This is a genomic window from Sphingopyxis sp. (genome assembly GCF_040216815.1).
Taxonomy (GTDB): Bacteria; Pseudomonadota; Alphaproteobacteria; order Sphingomonadales; family Sphingomonadaceae; genus Sphingopyxis.
The window spans coordinates 450860-472260 of sequence record NZ_JAVJOJ010000004.1 but is presented as its reverse complement, the minus strand read 5'-3'; the positions used below and the strand labels follow the sequence as shown (position 1 = coordinate 472260).

Annotated in this window: 19 protein-coding genes; 9 read left to right on the top strand and 10 right to left on the bottom strand. The window is 63.7% G+C overall.

The features are described 5' to 3' along the window. Positions 1 to 13 precede the first annotated feature (13 nt). A complete protein-coding gene (locus tag RIA72_RS06015) occupies positions 14 to 1132 on the top strand; it encodes a membrane dipeptidase (protein ID WP_350031415.1) in 1119 nt (372 codons plus the stop codon). An 82-nt stretch (positions 1133 to 1214) separates the two neighbouring features. On the opposite strand, the gene RIA72_RS06010 is transcribed toward RIA72_RS06015, so the two are convergent. The 7 genes from RIA72_RS06010 to RIA72_RS05980 all read right to left on the bottom strand — a co-directional run bounded on the left by RIA72_RS06010 (position 1215) and on the right by RIA72_RS05980 (position 10392). Next, on the bottom strand, positions 1215 to 4076 hold the full coding sequence (locus RIA72_RS06010; protein ID WP_350031414.1) for a TonB-dependent receptor domain-containing protein: 2862 nt from the start codon (positions 4074 to 4076) through the stop codon (positions 1215 to 1217). Positions 4077 to 4305: 229 nt separating this feature from the next. After that, positions 4306 to 5007 (bottom strand): N-acetylmuramoyl-L-alanine amidase, encoded by a 702-nt coding sequence (locus RIA72_RS06005; RefSeq protein WP_350031413.1) that lies wholly within the window; start codon positions 5005 to 5007, stop codon positions 4306 to 4308. Positions 5008 to 5074: 67 nt separating this feature from the next. After that, positions 5075 to 5947, bottom strand: a complete 873-nt coding sequence (locus RIA72_RS06000; protein WP_350031412.1) for a CheR family methyltransferase — start codon at positions 5945 to 5947, stop codon at positions 5075 to 5077. Continuing rightward, positions 5944 to 7056, bottom strand: coding sequence for a chemotaxis-specific protein-glutamate methyltransferase CheB (gene cheB, locus RIA72_RS05995; protein WP_350031411.1), 1113 nt, complete (start codon positions 7054 to 7056; stop codon positions 5944 to 5946). The genes RIA72_RS06000 and cheB overlap by 4 nt, the downstream gene beginning before the upstream one ends. A 16-nt stretch (positions 7057 to 7072) precedes the next feature. After that, positions 7073 to 7447, bottom strand: coding sequence for a response regulator (locus tag RIA72_RS05990; RefSeq protein ID WP_058802094.1), 375 nt, complete (start codon positions 7445 to 7447; stop codon positions 7073 to 7075). Positions 7448 to 7526: 79 nt separating this feature from the next. Further along, the gene (locus tag RIA72_RS05985; protein ID WP_350031410.1) at positions 7527 to 7964 is read right to left on the bottom strand and encodes a chemotaxis protein CheW; all 438 of its coding nucleotides are present in this window, start codon (positions 7962 to 7964) and stop codon (positions 7527 to 7529) included. Between the two features lie 4 nt (positions 7965 to 7968). After that, complete coding sequence (locus tag RIA72_RS05980; RefSeq protein ID WP_350031409.1) at positions 7969 to 10392, bottom strand: chemotaxis protein CheA; 2424 nt, start codon at positions 10390 to 10392, stop codon at positions 7969 to 7971. A gap of 38 nt (positions 10393 to 10430) precedes the next feature. Here RIA72_RS05980 and RIA72_RS05975 point away from each other — a divergent pair, with 38 nt between their 5' ends. After that, the gene (locus RIA72_RS05975) at positions 10431 to 11297 is read left to right on the top strand and encodes an FkbM family methyltransferase (protein ID WP_350031408.1); all 867 of its coding nucleotides are present in this window, start codon (positions 10431 to 10433) and stop codon (positions 11295 to 11297) included. Positions 11298 to 11304: 7 nt separating this feature from the next. Here the strand turns inward: RIA72_RS05975 and RIA72_RS05970 are convergent, their stop codons facing one another. Continuing rightward, positions 11305 to 11958, bottom strand: a complete 654-nt coding sequence (locus tag RIA72_RS05970; RefSeq protein ID WP_350031407.1) for a histidine phosphotransferase family protein — start codon at positions 11956 to 11958, stop codon at positions 11305 to 11307. 199 nt (positions 11959 to 12157) lie between these two features. Between RIA72_RS05970 and RIA72_RS05965 the strand changes: the two genes are divergently transcribed. The 6 genes from RIA72_RS05965 (at position 12158) to mtgA (ending at position 17633) form a co-directional block, all read left to right on the top strand. Next, complete coding sequence (locus tag RIA72_RS05965) at positions 12158 to 13114, top strand: RluA family pseudouridine synthase (protein ID WP_350031406.1); 957 nt, start codon at positions 12158 to 12160, stop codon at positions 13112 to 13114. Positions 13115 to 13193: 79 nt separating this feature from the next. Further along, positions 13194 to 14096, top strand: a complete 903-nt coding sequence (gene rpoH, locus RIA72_RS05960; protein ID WP_350031405.1) for an RNA polymerase sigma factor RpoH — start codon at positions 13194 to 13196, stop codon at positions 14094 to 14096. A 48-nt stretch (positions 14097 to 14144) separates the two neighbouring features. Continuing rightward, positions 14145 to 14984 (top strand): LytR/AlgR family response regulator transcription factor, encoded by an 840-nt coding sequence (locus RIA72_RS05955; RefSeq protein ID WP_350031404.1) that lies wholly within the window; start codon positions 14145 to 14147, stop codon positions 14982 to 14984. A gap of 80 nt (positions 14985 to 15064) precedes the next feature. Continuing rightward, positions 15065 to 16147: a M23 family metallopeptidase gene (locus RIA72_RS05950; RefSeq protein WP_350031403.1), complete on the top strand. Its 1083-nt coding sequence runs from the start codon at positions 15065 to 15067 to the stop codon at positions 16145 to 16147. 73 nt (positions 16148 to 16220) lie between these two features. Continuing rightward, entirely contained in the window at positions 16221 to 16865 is a 645-nt protein-coding gene (locus RIA72_RS05945) for a hypothetical protein (protein WP_350031402.1), read from the top strand. Between the two features lie 60 nt (positions 16866 to 16925). Continuing rightward, on the top strand, positions 16926 to 17633 hold the full coding sequence (gene mtgA, locus RIA72_RS05940) for a monofunctional biosynthetic peptidoglycan transglycosylase (RefSeq protein WP_350031401.1): 708 nt from the start codon (positions 16926 to 16928) through the stop codon (positions 17631 to 17633). A gap of 36 nt (positions 17634 to 17669) precedes the next feature. Here mtgA and RIA72_RS05935 read toward each other — a convergent pair whose 3' ends face one another. Further along, on the bottom strand, positions 17670 to 18395 hold the full coding sequence (locus RIA72_RS05935; protein ID WP_350031400.1) for a glutathione binding-like protein: 726 nt from the start codon (positions 18393 to 18395) through the stop codon (positions 17670 to 17672). Position 18396: 1 nt separating this feature from the next. Further along, on the bottom strand, positions 18397 to 18903 hold the full coding sequence (locus RIA72_RS05930; RefSeq protein WP_350031399.1) for a DUF3237 domain-containing protein: 507 nt from the start codon (positions 18901 to 18903) through the stop codon (positions 18397 to 18399). 122 nt (positions 18904 to 19025) lie between these two features. Between RIA72_RS05930 and RIA72_RS05925 the strand changes: the two genes are divergently transcribed. Next, positions 19026 to 21392: a TonB-dependent receptor gene (locus tag RIA72_RS05925; RefSeq protein WP_350031398.1), complete on the top strand. Its 2367-nt coding sequence runs from the start codon at positions 19026 to 19028 to the stop codon at positions 21390 to 21392. Positions 21393 to 21401 lie beyond the last annotated feature (9 nt).

Here is a 21401-nt window from a genome sequence, read left to right as displayed (position 1 = left end):
TCAGGAGTGAAGAATGACGCCTCCCCGCCTGCCCATGATGAATCGCCGATCCTTCCTTGCCACTGGCGCCGCCATCGCCGCCGCGCATGGTCTGGGCGCCCATGCCGCCGCGAAGCCGCAGGTGATGATCGACGGCCTGAGCTTTCTTCCCGACGATCTTGCCGAGCTTCGCGCAGCGGGGCTTGGTGGGATGATCTGCGATATTTCGGAAATCGAGGAGGTCCGCGACGCGGACAATGTTCCCCGCTATCTGCGAACCTTTGAAAAATGCAGCGCGGCGCTCGACGCGGCAGTTGCGCGGCTTGCGGATCGGCCCGAAGCGTTCGTCGCGCGCAAAGGATCGGACATCGGCTCGCGCCCCGGCTGCGCGGCCTTCCTGCAATTCCAGTCGTGCGAACCTGTCGGCACCGACCTGACGCGGATCGCGGACTTTCATCGCCGCGGCCTGCGCGTCCTGCAATTCACCCATCACAACAACAACCTCTTTGCCGGCGGCGCGCTCGAACGGCAATGGAGCGGCCTGACGGCGTTGGGGATCGAGGGGCTGGCCGAGATGAACCGCGTCGGCATCGTTCCCGACGTTTCGCACGGATCGGAGCCGACGATGCTCGAAGCCGCGAAACGCAGCACGACGCCGATCCTGCTGTCGCATGGCGCGTGCAAGGCGATCGTCGACCATCCCCGCTGCGCCTCGGACGCCGTGATCCGCGCGATCGCCGACAAGGGCGGCATGATGGGTATTTTCATGATGAGCTTCTGGTTGACGCGCGACGCGGTTCCGACCGTCGATCATCTCATCGCACAGATCCGCCATGTCGCGAATGTGGCAGGTATCGACGCGGTCGGGATTTCGAACGACTTTCCGATGGCCGGCCAGACCAACCTCGTCGCGCTGAACAACGATAATGCCGAAGGCGTGAAGGAATATCTGCCCTGGTGGCACGCGATGCGCGACCAGGAGATCGCCGGATTTGGCTGGACGCCCGACCATGTGGTGATCCCCGAACTCAACAATTTGCACCGCATGGCGACGATCGCCGCGGCGCTCGACAAGGCGGGGTTCGCGGCTCGCGAGGTCGACAAGATCATGGGCGGCAACTGGCAGCGCGTGCTCACCGACGTGCTCGGCTGAAGCAAAAAGAAAAGGGGCGGCCCCGCAAGGAGCCGCCCCTTCCTGCTTCTGCGGACCCCGGCGAACCGGGGCCCGGCAGTGTTTAGAAGCGGAAGTCCACGCCGGCGTAGAACAGACGGCCGTAAAGGTCGTAAGTCGTCGCCGACGTCTGGGCGCCCGGGAAGGTCACAGGGTTCGTGTCACCGAACACCGGCGGCTTCTTGTCGAACACATTGTCGATGCCAAGGTAGAAGTCATACTTCTTCTTGTCGTCGAGGCTGAAGCGCAGCTGTGCGTCATGATACCAATAGGCACCGGTGCTGATGCGGTTCGGATCGGTGAGATCGTCGACGACCGACGACAGATAATTCACGCGCCAGTTGAGCGAGACATTGTCCCAGCCAACCGTGGCCGAAACATTGACCTTGTCACGGAAGCCCGTGCCCAAACGGCCGCAGCTGTAGCAGTCGAGCTGGCCGACTTCCTTCTGCGTCGGACCGCCCGGATAGGAGGTCTGCTGCTGCTTCAGGAGGTGTGTCCAGAAGGCGGCCAGATCGAAACGGCCAGCATCGCCGAAGGTCGTGCTATATTTGACCTGCGTATCGATGCCCGAAACAAGGAACGACCCGGTGTTCAGGTTGAACGCATCAACCTGCGTGACCCGGCCGGTCGCATCGCGGGTGATATTGTCGCAGAACAGCGCGTCGCCATTGCCGGTCATGCACTCGTTGAGCGAGGTCTGCTGGCCGATGATGCCGATCGCGTTCTTCAGCTTGATCCGGTAATAGTCGACCGTCAGGCTGAGGCCCCGGGCGAAGCGCGGCTGGAACACCGCCCCCAACGTCAGGGTCTTCGCGGTTTCCTCTTCGAGGTTGGGGTTGCCGCCAAGGAAGCCGTTGATCGTCTGGATCTGCGCCGTCGAGTAGACGAAACCACCAGCATTCGCGGCGGCCGCGATGGCAGGGATCGCAAGACAGGCTGCCGGAAGGCTGCCCGCCGGAACTGTGATCGGCGCGCCGTCGCCTTCGCCTTCGCGCTGGTCGCACGGGTCGACGATCGCGGGGAAGGTTTCGCTCTGGGCCGAGAAGAGTTCCGAGATGTTCGGCGCGCGCGTCGCTTCCGAATAGATACCGCGGAAACGGATATCGGGGATCGGGGCCCATTCACCGCCGGCCTTCCAGCTCCACACGCCGCCGACCGTCGAATAGTCGGAATAGCGCACGGCGCCTTCGAGGCCGAGATAATGGAAGAAGGGACGATCCGACAGGATCGGCGCGACGACTTCGAGGAAGCCTTCCTTCACATTATATTTGCCGCGAGTGTCGGTCAGCAGATTGCCGAGCGTCTGGCCGAGGTTCGTCGCTTCGTCGAAATCTTCGCTGCTCTTTTCGCGGCGATATTCGAAGCCGGTCGCAAAGCTCAGCGCGCCGCCCGGAAGCTCGAACACTTCGCCCGAAACCGTCGCCGAGAAAACGTCCTGCTTCACCTTGGCGCGATATTCCGACAGTTGGCCGCCGCGGGTTACATAGTCGGCGGCTGCGGCCGAAACCGTGTTGAAGCCAAAGATGTTGATCGGAACACATGCCGCATCGTCATTGTTCGGATCGGCATCGACGTTGATGCTGCAAACGGGGCCGTTCGGACCCGCAACGGCGTTCAGCGCGTTGACATATTGCGGCCCGAAGACCGTGCCCGAACGGGTATAGTCCTTCGTTTCGCCATGGCCATAATAGACTTCATAGTTGAGGCTGTCGGCAAAGCTGCCACGCAGGCCCGCGACCGCGCGCCACGTTTCGCGGTCGTTCTTGTTGCTGCGGTCGAAAATGTCGTTCGAGCGGCGACGGAAAGCCAACGACGTCACCCCTTCGGCGATCATCGCATCGCGAATTGCCGTAGGAATGAACGGGTTGCTGAGCGGAATGCCGGCATAGGGCGTGCCGTCGGCGTTGACGAGATCGGTGTTGGCGACCGCCTGCGGCTCGAGGCTCGAACGCGACTTGCTCTTGGCATAGCTGCCTTCGAAAAACAGCGTCGCATTGTCCGACAATTCGTAGCTCGCGAGGCCGGTCACCAGATAGCGCTCGACCGGCACGCCCAGGTAGCGATCCTGGTTGCGGTTGTAGCCGTCGATGTTCGCGCCCTCATAAGGCTTCAAACTATTGCCCGGACCATAGGTGAAGGTCGTACCGTCCGACGAGAATCGCCCGTCGGGACTGAAAAGACCCTGCGCAGCGAACGAGCTGCGGTTCGGGTTGTCGACGGCAGAGAACCCACGATTGCGCGAACGCAGGCCGTTGTCGCGGTCATAGCTGCCGTTGACGACGATATGGCCGCGGCCATCGGCGAATGCCGTGCCGGCGGTCAGGCTGGCGAGATAACGCCCCGAGTCGCCCTCGTCGCTGATCGTGCCCTGGCCGTGAAACCGGATGCCTTCGAACTTGTCGTCGAGGATGAAGTTGACGACGCCCGCGATCGCTTCCGAACCATAGACGGCCGATGCACCGCCGGTCACAACCTGAACGTCCTTGATCAGATCGGTCGGGATGGTGTTGAGGTCGACGACCGACGTGCCCGGCAGGCCGGCCACAAAACGGCGGCCGTTGACGAGGACGAGCGTGCGCGCCGAACCGAGGTTGCGCAGGTTAACGGTCGCGATGCCGTTACCCGTGGTCGAAAAATTCGTCGAATTGCGGCTGATGTTCTGGCCCACCGACGGCAACTCGTTGAGCACGTCCTGGATGTTAGCGGCGCCGGTCTGCTGGATCTGTTCCTGACTGACCACCGAAACGGGAACCGACGAGGTAAGATCGGGGCGCGCGATACGCGAACCCGTGACGACGATTGTGTCTCCGCTCGCTTCCTCGGCGGCGGCATCCTGTGCCTGCACCGGAGCCGAAATCATCGCCACGCTCAGCACGAGCGGGGCGGCAGTCCATTTTAACCGGGGGATATAAGTGTTGCTCACAGTTGTTGTCCTTGCTGCATTTGGGCAGAATGGAGAGGACAACATCAGGGGAGGGCTTTGTAACCCACCGTCATCCTCCCCTGCGGCGCGCGATGCGCTTCAAAAACGGATCGGTAAAGCGACTTTCCGGCAACGCGAAATATTTCTGTTCTTTTGTGACCTATTTGCAACAGCTTAATGACAGCCCGCCGGAAGCGGTTGCCACCCGCCCCCGCGCAAGCCACACTTTTCAGAACTTCGCGGTGTCGCCTTCAGGCTGAGGCAACAGCAGCGCGAGCAGGATCGCGCGGCATTCGCCGTCGATCGTCCCGTCGATCAGTTCAGGGCGAAAACGGCGCTGGAACGCGACGGTTGCCGCGAAACCGTCGGTCACGTCATAGCCGAACCGTTCGAGCGCGAGCAGGAAGCCAGCGTCGGTCCACAAGGGATCGGTCAGCTTCTTGGTCGGGCGCGGCAGCGCGAGGCGGCGGCGCGCGAGTTCCTCCCACGGGAACAACTCGCCAGGGTCCTGCTTGCGCGTCGGGGCAATGTCCGAATGGCCGACGACATTACCGCGCGTGATCGCATGGCGATCCTTGATCAGATGGACAAGCCGCACGACCGAGGCAACCTGCGGATCGGGAAACGGCACATAGCCATGTTCGTGCCCCGGATTGACGATCTCGATCCCGACGCTCGCCGAATTAATGTCGCTGATCCCGCGCCAGTGCGACCGGCCCGCGTGCCAGGCGCGCTTGTCCTCGGGCACCATATGGGTGATCTGGCCGTCCTCGCTGACGACATAGTGAGCAGACACCTTGGCGTCGGGATCGGCAAGCCGGTCAATGGCTTCGGCGCCGGTCTTCATGCCCGTATAATGAAGGACGATCATCGAAACGGGCAGCGCGCGCTCATCGAAATTGGGAGACCAGCGTTCGACAAAATCGCTCATGCGCTTCTTTGGCCCGTCCTGTGCTGTTCAGCGCGTCGCTTGCGCCACCGGCGCACAAAAAGCAAGATCAGGCCGCGATCGACCGCCCGGCATGGGAACGTCGGAGCTGCCGGTCGGCGGGTTCGTACAGGCCGCGCAGGCGCGGACTGGCGACGAACTGGTCGGTCTGGCCGAGCACCGTTTCGCCCGCCCCGAGCACGAGAAAGCTTTGCGGCGCTGCGGCCGCGCGCAGCTGCGCGAACGCTTTTTTCCGCACCGGCAGCGAAAAATAGAGCAGCAGGTTGCGGCAAAAGATCAGGTCCGCCGCCGACGCCAGCGGGGGCCGGTCGGTCAGCATATTCTGCACCGAAAAATCGATTCGGCGGCGAAGATCGGCCTTGGCGATCCAGCCGTCTTTCGCCTGGTCGAACCAGCGGACCATGCGCTGGACCGGCAATCCGCGCTGAATTTCGAACTGGCTGTACAGGCCGACGCGCGCGCGGCCGATCGCTTGATGGCTGACGTCGGTGCCGACAATATCGACCTGCCATCCCGCCCATTTGGCGCCCTGTTCGGCGATCAGCATCGCCATCGAATAGGCTTCCTGTCCCGTCGATACGCCGCAATGCCAGATGGTGAGGCGCCGCCGGTCGGCATTGATCGTGCGAAGGCTTTCAAGTACTTTCCCAGCTATATCATCGAATACGCTGGTTTCGCGATAGAAAAAAGTCTCGTTGTTCAGCATGGCGTCGACGGTGTCGTCGAGCAGCTGACGGCTGGTCGAGGTGACGAGCGCCGCGACCAGCGCGTCGAGATCGGCGATGCCATGGCGCTGCATGACGGGCTTCAGCGACATTTCGATGCGCCAGATGCGGCCCGGCGACAACGTCTGTCCGGTCCGCGATTCGAGCACCGCCATCAGCACACGATAGGCCGATTCGCTGGCGCTCGCGCCCATCATTGCCGCCGCCTCCCCTTGGTTGTTCCGCGCAGGAAACTGCCCAGCATCAACGCGATCGCATCGGGATTGAGCGTTGCAGCCGCGATCCCCGCCTTTGCGACGGCGCCGGGCATTCCCCAGATGACACAGCTTTCGGGCGCCTGTGCGAAAACCGTTCCGCCGGCCGATTTCACGCGCGCGGCACCGGCGGCGCCGTCGCGGCCCATGCCGCTGAGGATCACGGCCACACCAGCCTTCCCATAGACTTCGGCGACCGAATCGAGCATCGGATCGGCCGACGGACAACAGCCATTGTCGACGGGGCGACGGTCGAGCGCGATCTCGCGGCGCGCGCCATTGTCGACGACCAGCAGATGCGCATCGCCGGGCGCCAGATAGATATGATCCGGCTCGATCGCCATGCCCGCCGCCGCGACGCGCACGCGGCGTGTGGTTATCATCGCGATCTGGCGCGCGTAAAATTCCATGAAGGCGTCGGGCAAATGCTGCGTCAGCAGGATCGGCGCCGTCACCCGCGGGTCGAGGTTGGCGAGGAAATTGGTGAAGGCAGGAATACCCCCCGTCGAAGCGGCAACCGCGATACAGTCGATCGGCTGATCGGTATCGACAACCGCCGAAACCGGCGCCGGCACGCGGCGTTGCGCGACGGGAAGGGGCGGCGGAAAATCCTGCTGATGGCCGAGCGTCAGAATGCGGTCGGTCAGCACGTCGGCAAAGCGCCCGGAAAAGCTGCCCCGCCCCGGCTTCGCCAAAGTATCGCTCGCGCCGAGCGCAAGCGCTTCGACCGCCGCGGGGCCACCCTCAACGCAATTCGACGACAGGATGAGCACCCGCGCCTTTGCCGCGCGTTCCAATATGTGCGGCAGCGCGTCGATACCGTTCATGCCCGGCATTTCGACGTCGAGAACGACGACGTCGACGGATTCGCGCGCCAGATAGTCAAGCGCCTCGCGCGCCGACGCAACCGAGGCACAGATGCGCAGGCCCGCACGCTGCTCAACGATCCGCTCCAAAATGCTCCGTACGACCAGGCTGTCGTCGACCAGCATCACCCGTACCGTCCGCGCGGGCGGATCGGCGTCGGGAGGCAGGGATTGCGCAAGCGCCATTAAAACGGACCCTTGATCAGGCGATGCCGACGAGTTGCAGCTTTCCTTCGAGCGTTTCGCGATCGAACGGCTTCATCACATATTCGTCCGCACCGGCTTCGATCGCCGCACGAATATGGTCGATGCTGTTTTCCGTGGTGCAAAACACGACGCGCGGGCGTTCTTCATGGCCATAGTCGAGGTCGTTGAACGCCCCCAGAAATTCCATCCCGCTCATCACCGGCATATTCCAGTCGAGCAGGATGACGTCGGGACGATTGGCACGGCAAAAGGTCAGCGCCTCCTGCCCGTCGGCTGCCTCTTCGACCGCAAAGGACATGCTTTCAAGGATATGGCGTGCGACCTTGCGAATGACTTTGCTGTCATCGACAACCAGACAGGATTTCGACATCAAATTAACTCCGCGCCCCCCGGGGAATATCGCCATGCTAAGGCGAAGACGTGTGCAGCACGTTAATAGACGGCCGGAATCATGCCGCCTTTAAGGCCGGTAGCGAGATAAAACTCGATGGGTCGACCACGAGCAGCGAAGCGCCGTCATGTTCGACCATCGCGTCGGCGACGCGTTCCCAGCCGGGAAGCAGCTTTCCGGCGATGCGCGTTTCGGGCGCCTCGATGAAGCAGACGTCCTCGATTTCGTCGGCGAGCAGCGCATAGCCATGCTCGGCGACCTCGATCACGATCACGCGCTGTCCCGCCACGACCGGCGCCGCGGGCAGGCCGATGACGACATGCGGGTCGATCAGCGTAAAAATGCGGCTGCGCAGCGCGAACAGCCCGGCGACATGCGGCGGTGCGGCGGGCACCTCGACCGGCGTGCCCACCGTAACGACCGAATGGATCGCGCGGCTGCGCAGCGCGACGCGTGTGTCGGCGATGCGAGCAATCAGATAGAGTTTGTCCATCATCGGCCTACTCCCCCGTTCCCCCAACGCGGCGGCGCATCGCGGCGAGCAACGCCTCGCGGTCGTAGCGATAGACGGTGTCGTCCGCGGGTCCGGCCGCGGCGGCGCTGGACCGCAGGCGGATCACCGGCACTTCGCCGCCGTCATGGTCGCACCCGCCGTCCTCGTCCGTCAGGCAAAGGAGCAGGTCCGGCGTTTGGTCGGCCGCCTCCCCCGCCGTCGTCACGCGATAGCCCGCTCCGCGCAGGATGGGGGCGAGGAAGTTGGCGCCCCAGCCGTCGGGATCGTCGGCAAAATGGCAATGTATTGCGCGCGGCACCGGCGCGACACGGTCGGCGGCATGTTGCTGCATCAGCCAAAAGGGATCGATCAACTCGACCGGATCGCCGCCGACGAGCACGATACCGGCGATCAATCCGGGTTGCGGCGCGGGCTGGATCGCGTCGGGCAGGCGCACGATGTCGATCACCTCGGCGATCGGGTAGCAGAGCGCCGATTGGCCGTCGTGCAGGCGCAGAAGCTTTATATTTTCCTCGCTGCTTGGCCGGACGGCCGCATGAACCGCGAAAATCTCCTCGCCGATCTGCGCCTGGATCCGGCCCGCGCTTTCGAACAGCGCCGAAGCGGGAACATCCTCGACGCGTTCGATCACCGGCAGACGGATGCCGCGCACCCGATCGTCCACCATGTCGCGGAACAGCAGCAATTGCGCCGCATTGCGCGCCGCGACCGCATCGGTCTCTGCGTCGGCCAGCCCGTTATGGCTGCGTCCCGCTTCGCTGGCATCGATTCCAGCGACCGCGAGCAGGCCCTGAACGTCGAGGAGCAGCACCGGACGCCCGTTGTCGGGCAGCGTCGTTCCCGCGTAAAGTCCCGTCGCCATGATCATCGGCGCGGCGGGTTTGATCACCAGTTCCTCCTGGTCGTGGATCGCCGCGACGCTGAGCGCATAGCTTTGTCCCTGTCCCGGCCGCACGATCACCAGCGCGCGATCCTCCGCATCGTCCGCCTCGTCGCGCGCGCGTCCCAGAATATTTTCGAGCCGCAGGAGCGGGAATTGTTCGCCGCGCACCGTCGCCAACTCGCCGCCGCCGATCCGGTCGACGCGCACCGTGTCACCGCTTTCGAGCAGGATTTCGCGCACGCTGCCGCGCGGAATGGCAAAATATTGCCCCGCCGCCCGCACCATCAGGCCCGAGATAATCGTCAAGGTCATCGGCACGCGCAACAGGATCGTGAGCCCCCGCCCTTCGTCGTTGCGCAGATCGACGACGCCGCCGATCTTTTCCAGATTCGCCCGGACGATGTCCATGCCGACGCCGCGGCCCGACACTTCGGTGATCTTCGTGGCTGTCGAGAAGCCCGGACGGAAGATGAGCTCGAGCTTTTCAGCCGCCGACAGCGCGCGCGCGTTGGCGGCGGTCAGCAGCCGCGCTGCCACGGCTTTCGCGACCAGCGCGTCGGGCGACAGGCCGCGCCCGTCGTCGCGCACCTCGATCTCGATCTGGTTGCCCGACTGGCGCGCCACGACCGAAATCGTGGCCGTAATATCCTTCCCCGCTGCGACGCGCTCTTCCAGTGTCTCGATCCCATGATCGATTGCGTTGCGCACGATGTGGATCAGCGGATCGCGGATATTCTCCATCATTTCGCGGTCGAGTTCGACTTCGCCCCCGCTGGTTTGGAACGCGATCTTCTTGCCCAGATCGTTCGCCAGGTCGCGGACAATACGCGGTAGCGGCGCGAACAATTTGTCGATGCGCTGCATCCGCATCTGGCTGACCGACTGGCGCATTCCGGCGATCGAGTCCGACAAGCGATCGAAGGCGGCGATCACCCTGCCATCGGCGCCCGAATCGCGCAGCATCCGGGCAAATTCGTTGCGTGCCAACACGATGTCGGTCACGCCCGTCATCACGCCATCGAGCAGCGGCAGCGGAACGCGGATCGATCGCCAGCCCTGCATATCGGCGGCGAAATCGTCTTCGCGGCGCAGCGGAACCCCCGCGACCTCGACCGAAACCGATGCGGGAGCTTCTCCATCCTGCTCCGACAGGGCAGCGATGATGTCGCGGTCGTCGCCGACGGGCTCGACACCCTCCTGCCCCAGCGCCGCGCAAAGCATGCCGAGACGGTCGAGGACGGCAAGGACGGCCGACACCAGCGCGGCGTTGGCAGAACGGTTGCCGCGGCGCACCTGATCGAGCGCGTCCTCGGCTGCATGGGCGAGCGCGGTAACGCGCGGCAACGTCAGGAATCCGGAGCTGCCCTTGATCGTATGGACAAGGCGGAAAATCGCGTCGAGTTGCGCGCGGTCGGCGGGATCGGCCTCCCACGCCACGATCGCGCTGCCCGCATCGGACAGGATTTCGGCCGTTTCGGCCAGAAAGTCGTTCAGCAGATCGTCCATCGCAAACCCGGCGCGCCCCAAATCCTCATATCCATCTTTGGCAGAACGATGGTTAAAGAGTGATTTACCGGCGCTGCGCCAACGACGAATTTCAAAAAAAATACAGATGGATTACTCCACTGCTGTCGGAGCATCATGCCTTCCCTGAGAGGAGGATGCCTATGTCGGCGGAAGGCGATGTCGATTTGCTGGTCCATGATCGCTTCTTTCGGTGTTTGCGAAGCGGAACGATGCTGGAGATCGGCGCGGCTCGGCCGGATTGGCTGTCCATCGGCGCTCATTTCCGGGGACTGGGCTGGGATGTATTGAGCGTCGAACCCAACCCTCATTTTGCGGCGCTCCATCGCAACGCCGGGCACGATGTTGCGGAGGTCGCCCTTGCTTCGGCCGATTGCGACAGCGCGATATTCACCATCGTCGATTGCGGGGGGCAAATTTATCGTAACGGGCAAGTTTCCTATGAATCCTTTTCGTCGCTTGGGTTCCGCGGAAAGTTCGCCGAACTTTCCATACCCGATCGCCGGCAGCAAATCTGTGTCCGTGTCTGCCGAGCAGATACGTTATTGAACGAGGCGCGGCCGGATTGGAAACACATCGACCTGATAACGGTCGATATCGAAGGCTGGGAAATCGAAGCGCTGTCGGGACTGGATTTCGAACGCTATCAACCAAGAGTGGTCATACTTGAAAACCTGTTCGCAGAGTCTGCTCCCCGCAGTTTTATGCGCGAACGAGGTTATGTTTTGTGGCGCTCGCGCTTTCCGAATGAGATATTTGCGCGCGCGGAGGAACTGAGCGTCAATGAACGTGTGGCGGCGTGTGTATATACCGCATTCTCTACTTTTTTCCGGCGGCTGAGAATAGGGACAGCCCGGCTCTATCGAAATCGAAAGTGCCGAAAACGCTCGCGCGGCGACCGGCTTTAAGAAAATTTCAGCACCCGCGGAGGACAGCGCCGACGAGCAGGGATGTCGGCGTTTCGCGCGCCAACATCACGGTTCCGCCGTTCTGCCGCGCCACCGCCTGCACCAGCACGGCGGGCGCGGTGCGCGAGGTCATCGGGCCTGCGCCCTCGCCCTCGGCCAAAAGGCGTTCGACATCGGCGTCGAGGAAGATGCGTTCGGCCTCGACGTGCAGCGCGATTTCGATGCCGCCATCGGGGCCGGCACCCTGCTTTTCGCATCCGACATCGAGCCGCCCGCCGCGCACCAGCGCATCGACCAGCAGCAGGGCGAGGTTGAGCACGATCTTGACCGCCGGCTTGGGCAGCGGATCGGCGCCGATCATCCAGTTGAGCGTGATCGCGCGGTCGCCGATGATCCCCTCGATCGCCGATCTGGCTTCTTCGGGCGGGACAAGCTCGCCGAAACCGCCCGCCGAACCAAAGGCGAGGCGAAAGAATTTGAGCTTGTTTGCCGATGTCCGCGCGCTTTGTTCGAGCAATTCGATGCAGCGGTCGCGCATCGCCGGATCCTGTTCGTCGGCCAGCAGTTCCAGCCCGTTGGCAAAGGCGCCGACGGGGCTCAAAAGATCGTGGCACAGGCGCGATGCCAGCATGGACGCGAAATCGACGCGGTCGTCGGACATGGATGAACGGGCTCCCCAGCGCAGCCGCCGCTTTGTGTCGGCGTGGCCCGCTCCTAGGGCAGCCGAGGGGCCAAGGGCAAGCTGGTTCCTGTTCCATTCACCATGCCACACCATCCCGGCGAAGGCTGGGACCGGGCAGCAACACGCGTGGAAACCGGCGACACTTGTAATCCCACCACCTGTCACCACATCGCGATCGATGTTGGGGGACGACGAGATATTGACGGTGACGCTTGCCGAGGGGGCGGCCGGGCTGCGGCTCGACCGCGCGCTCGCCGAAGCGCTCCCCAGCCTGTCGCGCGAGCGGCTGAAAAGCCTGATCAAAGGCGGCCGCGTGTGCGACGCGCAGGGCGCAACGCTCTGGGATCCCGCCATCAAGGCGGCCGCCGCCGCCACAATCGAAATTCGCCTGCCCGCCGCGCGCCCCGCGCACAACGCCGCGCAGGATCTGGACCTTGTCATCGCCTATGAGGACGAGCATCTGATCGTCGTCGACAAGCCCGCGGGGATGGTCGTCCATCCCGCCGCGGGCAATCTCGACGGCACGATGGTCAACGCGCTGCTCCACCATTGCGCGGGGCAATTGTCGGGGATCGGCGGCGTCGCGCGGCCGGGCATCGTGCACCGGATCGACAAGGATACGAGCGGGCTGATCGTCGCCGCAAAGCATGACAAGGCGCATGAGGGCCTCGCCAAACAATTCGCCGCGCACAGCATCGACCGCCGTTATCTGGCGATCGCCACCGGTCGGCCGATGCCCGCAAACGGGACGGTCGATGCCGCGCTCGGCCGGTCGGCCACCAATCGCAAAAAAATGGCGGTCGTCGCCGAAGGGCGCGGCAAACATGCGATCACCCATTACCGGACAATCGAGCCGCTGGCGGGCGCAACGCTGATCGAATGCCGTCTCGAAACCGGCCGGACGCATCAGGTGCGTGTTCATATGGCGCATATCGGCCACCCGCTCGTCGGCGACCCCGTCTATGGCCGCGCGCGCAAACCGCTGTCGGACGTGCTGAAAGCGCGGAATTTCGTGCGGCAGGCATTGCACGCGGCCCATTTGGGCTTTATTCATCCGGTGAACGGTAACAGGATCGCGCTCGACTGCGAAATCCCTGCGGATATGCGGGAACTGATCGATGAACTGCGCGTTTAGGTTTCGATTAAAAATCTATTTTGACGCGCGGAGCCAACCGCGCGACGATGGTTTCAGGATTTAGGGAAGACTCTCTCCGATGGCTAACAAAAGCAATGTTCCGGCCGTGGTCCCAGCGCTTGGCGGCGAAGCCAGCCTGAATCGCTACCTCGCCGAAATTCGCAAATTTCCCCTTCTGACGCCCGAGCAGGAATATATGCTCGCCAAGCGGTTTCAGGAGCATGGCGACAATGAAGCTGCGGCGCAGCTCGTCACCTCGCACCTTCGCCTCGTCGCCAAGATCGCGATGGGCTATCGCGGCTATGGCCTGCCGGTCAGCGAACTGATCAGCGAGGGCAACATCGGATTGATGCAGGGCGTCAAGAAATTCGACCCCGAACGCGGCTTCCGCCTCGCCACTTATGCAATGTGGTGGATTCGCGCTTCGATTCAGGAGTTTATCCTGCGTTCCTGGAGCCTGGTCAAAATGGGCACCACCGCCGCGCAGAAAAAGCTGTTTTTCAACCTCCGCCGGATGAAGAACAATCTGGAGGCGTTCGAGGACGGCGACCTCAGCCCCGAACATGTTGCCAAGATCGCAACCGACCTGGGCGTTACGGAGGAAGAGGTGGTCAGCATGAACCGCCGGATGGCGATGGGGGGCGACACGTCGCTCAACGTCCCCATGGGCGAGGACGGCGACAGCCAGTGGCAGGACCTGCTCGATGACGAAGGCCCGCTGCAGGACGAGCGCGTTGCCGAGGCGCAGGAACGCGACGTGCGGCACGAACTGCTCACCGAGGCGCTCGAAACGCTAAACGAACGCGAACGCCACATCCTGACCGAGCGCCGCCTGACCGACGATCCCAAGACGCTCGAGGATTTGAGCCAGGTCTATGACGTCAGCCGCGAGCGCGTTCGCCAGATCGAGGTTCGCGCCTTTGAAAAGCTGCAAAAGGCGATGCTCAAGCTTGCCGGCGATCGGCGCCTCCTCACCAGCTGACGCCCACCGGCGGCCGAGCATGGCGCGGGCCGCGGCGCGCGCGGTTCGATGATCCGCGTCCGCCTCCCCGCCAGCCGCGCCGAATGGAGCGTGTTGATATTGGCGGCATGGTCGCTGGTCGCGATCGCGCAGGCCGGGCAAGGCTATGCAATGGCGGCCTACCGCGGCCATGCGCAGGACTGGTGGCCGACGCTCGCCTATGTCGCGGCCATATATTCGATATGGGCTTTGCTGAGCTGGCCGATCGTCGGCGCAGTGTTGTGGGTCGAGCGCCGGGTAAAGCCCTGGTGGGGCCGGATCGTGGCCTATCTCCTGCTGTGGCCGCTGGTCGTTTACGCGCATGTGCTGCTGTTCGGGCTCGTCTATTGGCCTTTCTATCGCAGCGCGCGCGTCGCCACGCGGGGCGAGATGGCCGATATCATGTTCGTGCGCAATTTCGACACGAACACGATGCTTTATGGTGGCATCGTCGCGCTGACGATCGCTTGGCTGCGATGGCCGCGCCGACAGGCGCCGGGCGGCGCCGATACCCCGGACGACGCGATCGAGATTCGCAGCCGGGGGCGCCTCACGCGTATCCCGCTGGGCACGATCGACTGGATCGGCGCCGCGGGTGACTATGCCGAGATCCATGCCGCGGGACGCGCGACCCTGATCGAGGAATCGCTGACCTCGCTCAGCGCGCGCCTGCCCGCGGCCGACTTTGCGCGCATCCATCGCGGCGCGCTGATCCGCGTCGACCGGGTTCGTGAAATCGAACCGATCGGCCGCGGCGATGCGCATGTCCGCCTTGCCGGCGGCGAACAATTGCGATTGAGCCGCCGCTTTCGCAGCAATCTTGCCATGCTGCTCGATCCAGCGCGTCCGCCCGCCGAGCCGGCCGAATAGTCCCGCTCGCCGATCAGCCCTCGTCCCCGGCATCTTTTCTTCGCCATGGCGGCGCCTCCATCCTTTCCGGAGACCCGCCGATGCCCTTCAGCCTGCTTTTCCTTCTCCTCGCCGCCGCGCCCGATGCACGCGCGCCGATGGCCGAGGCGCGCCCCTATCATTCGCTGGACCTCACGATCCCGCACGCGCCGCCGGTCGCGCGGATCGATGGCGAAGACCGGCTAGTCTACGAGCTTCACGCGACCAATTTTTCGTCACAAACGCTGACCGTTACCGACATCGAGCTGCGGACGGCCGAGGGCGAATCGATCGCCCGCCTCGCGCCCGGCGGCATCATGCGGCGGATCGGCGAGCGGGCGGGCAATGCGCATGATCTGGCGGCCGGGCAGCGAGCGATCTTCTATCTCTCGATACCGTGGGGCGACCGCGGCGCGGCGCCGCTGATCCACCGCATCGCCCTGTTGCCGAAGGGCGCGGGTCGGCCGGTGGCGATCGAGGGCGGCGCATTCCAGCCACAACCGGCGACCGGGATCGCGCTCGGCGCGCCGCTGCGCGGCGGTCCATGGACCGCGGTTCAACTGCCCGAGGCGGAGAATGGCCATCGCCGCTTTCCCTATGCGGTGAGCGGGCGTGTCCGCCTGCCCGGACGCCATGCCATCGACTGGATGCCTGCCGCCGGTTTCGATCGCGCCTCGGCGGGGGCCGATGTGGCCGCCGACGGATCGGGCGCCGATGTGCTGGCGGTGGCCGACGGCGAAATCCTGGTCGTGAAGGACGCGTCGGCGCCCGGCGCGCACGCCAGCGTCGAGGACGAAACGGGGACGATGATCGTCCAGCAACTTCCGGGGGGCCGCTTCGCCTTTTACCAGCATCTGATGCCGGGAATTCCGGTCCGGCAGGGCGAACGGGTGCGCAAAGGCCAGATCATCGGCCGGGTCGGATCGACCGGCCATGTCACCCAGCCGCACCTTCATTTCCACGTTTCCGACGGGATCGCGCCGCTCGATTCGGAAGGATTGCCCTATCGCCTTGCCGCGGGTCGGGTCATCGGTGATTATGCGGATCGTCAGGATTTTCGCGACGGCAAGGCGTGGCGCACCCAAACCGAACGCGCCGTCGACGGACTTCCCGCGCCCTATGCGGTCATTCGCTTTGGCCCCTGAACCCGCCATTTGACTTGCCGGAACGAATGGTTAGCCTGCCTGTCGGGTCGGTCGTACCGAGAGGGGAAACAGCATGTGGAAATGGATCCGGATTCCCAAGGGCATCGCGCTGGTGGCTTTCCTGTTGCCGTGGATGACGATCAGCTGTTCCGAACAGAAGATCGCCGAGGCAACGGGCTTCGGCCTTGCCTTCGGTAATATCACGACGATGGGACGCGCGGCGTCGGCAGGCGACGGGGCCTCGATGAACCTGCTGCTGATCCTTGCGCTGCTGGCCATCGCGGGCGGCTTGTTCCTGCTCTTCACCCGCGGACGCGAAGCGGCAAAGCTGGTGCTCGGTACGTCGGCCGCGGCGCTGGTGCTGATCTTCCTCGGCACCTGGCGGTACAGCAAGGATGCGATCATGGCCGAAGCCGCGAAAAACGGCGGCGGCGGCGACATGGATCGCGCCGCGATGGCGATGATCCAGGTCAATTGGGAAATCGGATACTGGCTTGCGCTCTTCGCCTTGATCGCCGCAGCGGCGATGGCGTGGATCGTGATGAGCGGCAGGGAGGCCGAAGCCGAGGCAAAGGTGCGCTCGCTGGCGTCGGATGCCGCCGACGCCGCCAAGGGCGCGGCCGCAAAAGCGAGCGAGGCGATCGACGCCGCGACCGACAAGAAGGACGCCGACAAGAAAGAAGGCGACGGGCCGGGCAGCGAACCTCCCAAGCCCTGACACGCCGTACCCCGACAATCCGCCGCTTGCCGCCTATCGGCAAGCGGCTATTGAGCCGTCATGCCCGCCACGAAATCGACACGACGCCGCAAGCGCTCCTGGATCCTCCGGCCTGTCAAATGGCTTCTTTGGCTGGTCGCCCTGTCGGTTCTGTGGGTGCTCGTCTATGCCGTGGTGCCGCCCCCCGTCACCTTCACGATGCTGGCCGACAGCAACGGCATTACCAAGGATTGGACCAGCCTGTCGCATATCGACCGCAACATGGTACGCGCGGCGATCGCGGCGGAGGACGGGAAATTCTGTAGCCACGGCGGTTTCGACACCGACGCGATCGAAGACGCGATCGAGCGCAATGCCAGGGGCAAGCGGCTACGCGGCGGATCGACGATCAGCCAGCAGACGGCGAAGAACGTCTTTCTGTGGCAAGGCAGCGGCTGGACGCGTTATGTCCGCAAGGTGCCCGAAGTCTGGTTCACTTTCCTGATCGAAACGATCTGGGGCAAGCGCCGGATCATGGAAGTCTATCTGAACGTCGCCGAGACGGGCATCGGCACCTATGGCGTCGAGGCTGGGGCGCAGCGCTATTTCAAGCATAGCGCAGCGAGGCTGACCCCGCGCGAGGCCGCGCGCATCGCGGCGATCCTGCCGCTGCCCAAAAAGCGCGAGGCGATCAGCCCCTCGGGCTTCACGCGCCGCTATGGCAACACGATTGCCGCGCGCATCGGTCAGGTCCGGCGCGACGGCCTCGATAGCTGCATATACCAATAGCAGTGGAGCCGCGCGCGGCCGCCCCTTCCCGCCCCGTCAACCGCGCTTCGCTGCGGCGTGGTTCGCATCGCCAAACATGTTCGACCATTCGCGTTCGTCGAGCTTTTGATGGCGGCCGACATATTTCGCCGGCGCCTTCAAATCTTCGCGCGCCGTCGCCCGTGCGACCGCGGGGCGTTCGCGGACACGCTCGAACCATCTTTTCGTCGCAGGCCATTCGTCGAGCCCCATGCCCATCACAAATGCCGAAGCGCGGCCCGGCCAGATCGCCATATCGGCGATCGTATAAGCATCGCCCGCGACATAGGCGCTTTTTTCGAGTCGCTTTTCGAGCACGGTGAGCAGGCGCGCGAGCTCCCTGGTATAGCGCTCGACGGCGTAATCCTGTCCCGCCGGCGCATAGCGGAGGAAATGGCTCGCCTGCCCGCCCATCGGCCCCAGTCCGGCGACCTGCCATGTCAGCCATGACAATGTCGTGGCGCGAGCGGCGCCCGACGCAGGCAGGAAACGCCCGCTCTTTTCGGCAAGATATTGAAGGATCGCCCCCGATTCGAACACAGTCACCGGGCCCTCACCCTCGACCGGGGCATGATCGACGAGCGCGGGCAGCTTGTGGTTCGGATTGATACGGCCGAACGCCGCGGTCAGCTGATCGCCATCGAAGATGTCGTAGGGAAGGACGCGATAGGCTGCGCCGACCTCCTCCAGCATGATCGCAATCTTCTGTCCGTTGGGGGTGGCCGAATAATGGAGATCGATCATCTCAGAGTATCTCGTGGATCACATGCCGCACCCCGAAGTCGGTGCGTTCGCCGACGCCGACGGCAAGCAGGCCGTTCAGCCAGCCATATTTTGCGCTCGCGGTTTCGAACACCGGAGCGATTCGCAGATAGTAGCGCGAGGCGTCGGCGTCAGGCACCGAAGTATCTGCGAAGGTCGCGCGCACATCGTCGGGAATGAGGCTGCGGCCGGTGTAGCTGAGGTAGACGAGTTCGCCGTCGTCGGTCTGCCACACCGCGCGCGCGTCGAAGGTGCCGACCGAAGCGCTGTCGCCGAGCCGCCCGCTGCGCGACCAGTTGCCGCCGCCGGGCAACACTACCCCGTTGATCCGCGGCCCGAAAAAACGCCCCCCGCTGATATAGCCGAGCCGCTGGTCACCGAAAGGCGAGGCGCCGATCCCGATGATTCCGCCGCCGACCTCGAACTCGACCGTGCACAAATGTCGGCTCGCCAGCGGGGCTTCAGCCGCCGATCCATTGTCCTGGTTCATGTCGTGATTCCTCCTCCTGCCTATGGACAAGTATAAAACCATTAGTATACTAAGGGTCAATCAGATTGACGGACCGGACGCTATCCGGAACCGGCAGCAACTGGCTCTATGGGAGGGTGATCATGAAGGCTCGCAACCAATTTCTCTTATCCGGTGTCGCGGGGCTCGCGATGCTGGCCAGCACCGCACCGGCAATCGCACAGGACGGTCCCGCACCGTCCGGCATGGAGGACGACGCCGGGGGAGCGAACGACGAAATCATCGTAACGGCGCGTTTCCGCGACGAATCGCTACAGGATGTGCCGCAGGCGATTTCGGCCTTTGGCGAAGCCGCGCTGACAAAGATCGCCGCGCGCGACATCACCGATCTGGCGCCTTCGACGCCCAATATCAGCATCCAGCCCGTCGCGACCTTTTCCAACTCGGCCGCCATCTTCATTCGCGGCCTTGGTGCACAGGGGATCGAATCGACTGAGGAAAGCCCGGTCGGCGTGTCGATCGACGGCGTCTATGTGACCCGACCGGTCGCGACGATGCTCGACACCTTCGATCTCGACCGCATCGAGGTTCTGCGCGGCCCGCAAGGCACCTCGTTCGGCAAGAATTCGCTTGCGGGCGGTATCGCTGCCTATACCAAGAACCCCGGCCGCGACTGGGGCGTGCAGGCGGAAGTGACCGTCGGCAACTACGGCCGGATGGACGCGCGTGCAGCGGTCGACATGCCGCTGATCGAGGACCGGCTGGGGGTCCGGCTGGTCGTCAACAAGGAAACCTATGACGGCTATTTCACCAATAGGGCGAACGGCAAGAAGGTCGGCGGTCAGGACCGGCTGACGCTGCGCGGCACCGTGCTGTTCACGCCGACCGAGACGCTCGACATCAATCTCAAGGCGTTTCTCGTCCGCGACCGGTCGAGTGCGCCCGGCGGCGACGCCGCGCCGAATCGCAACCAGCTGTTGTGGCAGGTTTTCGGGTTCGAGGAGCCGGACGACGGCCCCTATACGATCGGGCGCGACTTTCCGGCCGACCATGACACTGACCAATTGGGCCTGATCGGCAATATCGGGTTCGACATGGGATCGTGGCAGGCGAAGTCGATCACCGGATACATCGAAACCGACGATTTCAACGACAGCGATTTTGACCAGTCCGAAGTCTTTTTCTTTCCGACCTTTCGCCTGCAATCGCACCGCCAATTCAGCCAGGAACTGCGCCTGCAATCGGACTTTTCCGATCGCAGCGACGCGCTTTCGCGCCTCAGCCTGGTTTTCGGCGGCTATTTCCTGAAACAGAGCTTTGAGTTGACGCAGGCGTTCCCGACGCTCCCCGTCCTGCTCGCGCCGACATTGCGTTTTGGCAGCCAGGATTTCGTCACGCAGGACAATACCGCCAAGGCCCTGTTCGGGCAGGCCATCTATGGCGTGACCGACCGGCTGAACCTGACCTTTGGCGTCCGGCAGAGCTGGGAATCGAAGGATTATTTTCGCGACCCGACGGGAACGCTGCTCTCGCCCGCCTTTTTCAACACGCGCGCCACGGTCAAGTCGCTCGCCGAAATGGAAGCGCTCGCCAACACCAATTTTGCGGCCGGCCGCGCGTTCAAGCTGGGTTACGACCGCAACCGCATGACGTTGAAGGCGGGGGTCGATTATCGCCTGACCGACGATGTGATGGTGTATGCCGGTTTCAGCCAGGGCTATAAGGGCGGCGGTTTCGGCGCCCGCTCGGCGACCACCACGACCGCGGGACCAACGCGCGACAATACCGCCAACCTGTATGAAGCCGGATTCAAGGGCGATTTTTTCGACAACCTCCTGCGCCTCAACCTCACCGGCTTCATCACCAAGTTCAAGCAGCTGGAGTTCGGGGTCTTTTTCCCCAACCCGAACGTCGCATCGGGGCAGGAAACGGCACAGCTCAACATCGGTTCGGCGACGACGAAGGGTCTCGAACTCGAAGCGACGCTGAAGCCGGCGCAAAATTTCCGCCTGTCGGCCAATATCGGCTATCTCGACGCGAAATACACCGACTTCTGCGCCGATATCGACGGCCCCTCGGCCTTTCCGACCCCGCCGACGTCAACCTGCGGCGATGTCACGCTGCTGCCGAACGGCACCTATCTCGTCGACAGGGATCTCACCGGACTGAAGCTTGTGCGCGCGCCCAAATGGCAGACGCAATTCTCGGCCGAATATGAAGTGCCCCTCGGCAGCGCGGGCAGTTTGAGCTTCCGCGCAGCGATGCTCTATCGCAGCACCTATTATTCGACCGTCGCGAACGATCTGGCAGGAAAGACCGGCGATTTCACGCTCATCGACGGATCGGTGGGATGGGAGAGCGCGGACGGACGGTTCCGGGCGATGCTCTGGGGCAAGAATCTGACCGACAAGACCTATGTGGCGGCACTGACGCCGACCGCCCAATTCTTTACCCAGCGTTTCTATAATGCCCCGCGTACCTTCGGCCTGACCCTGGGCGCAAGCTTCTGACCACGGACC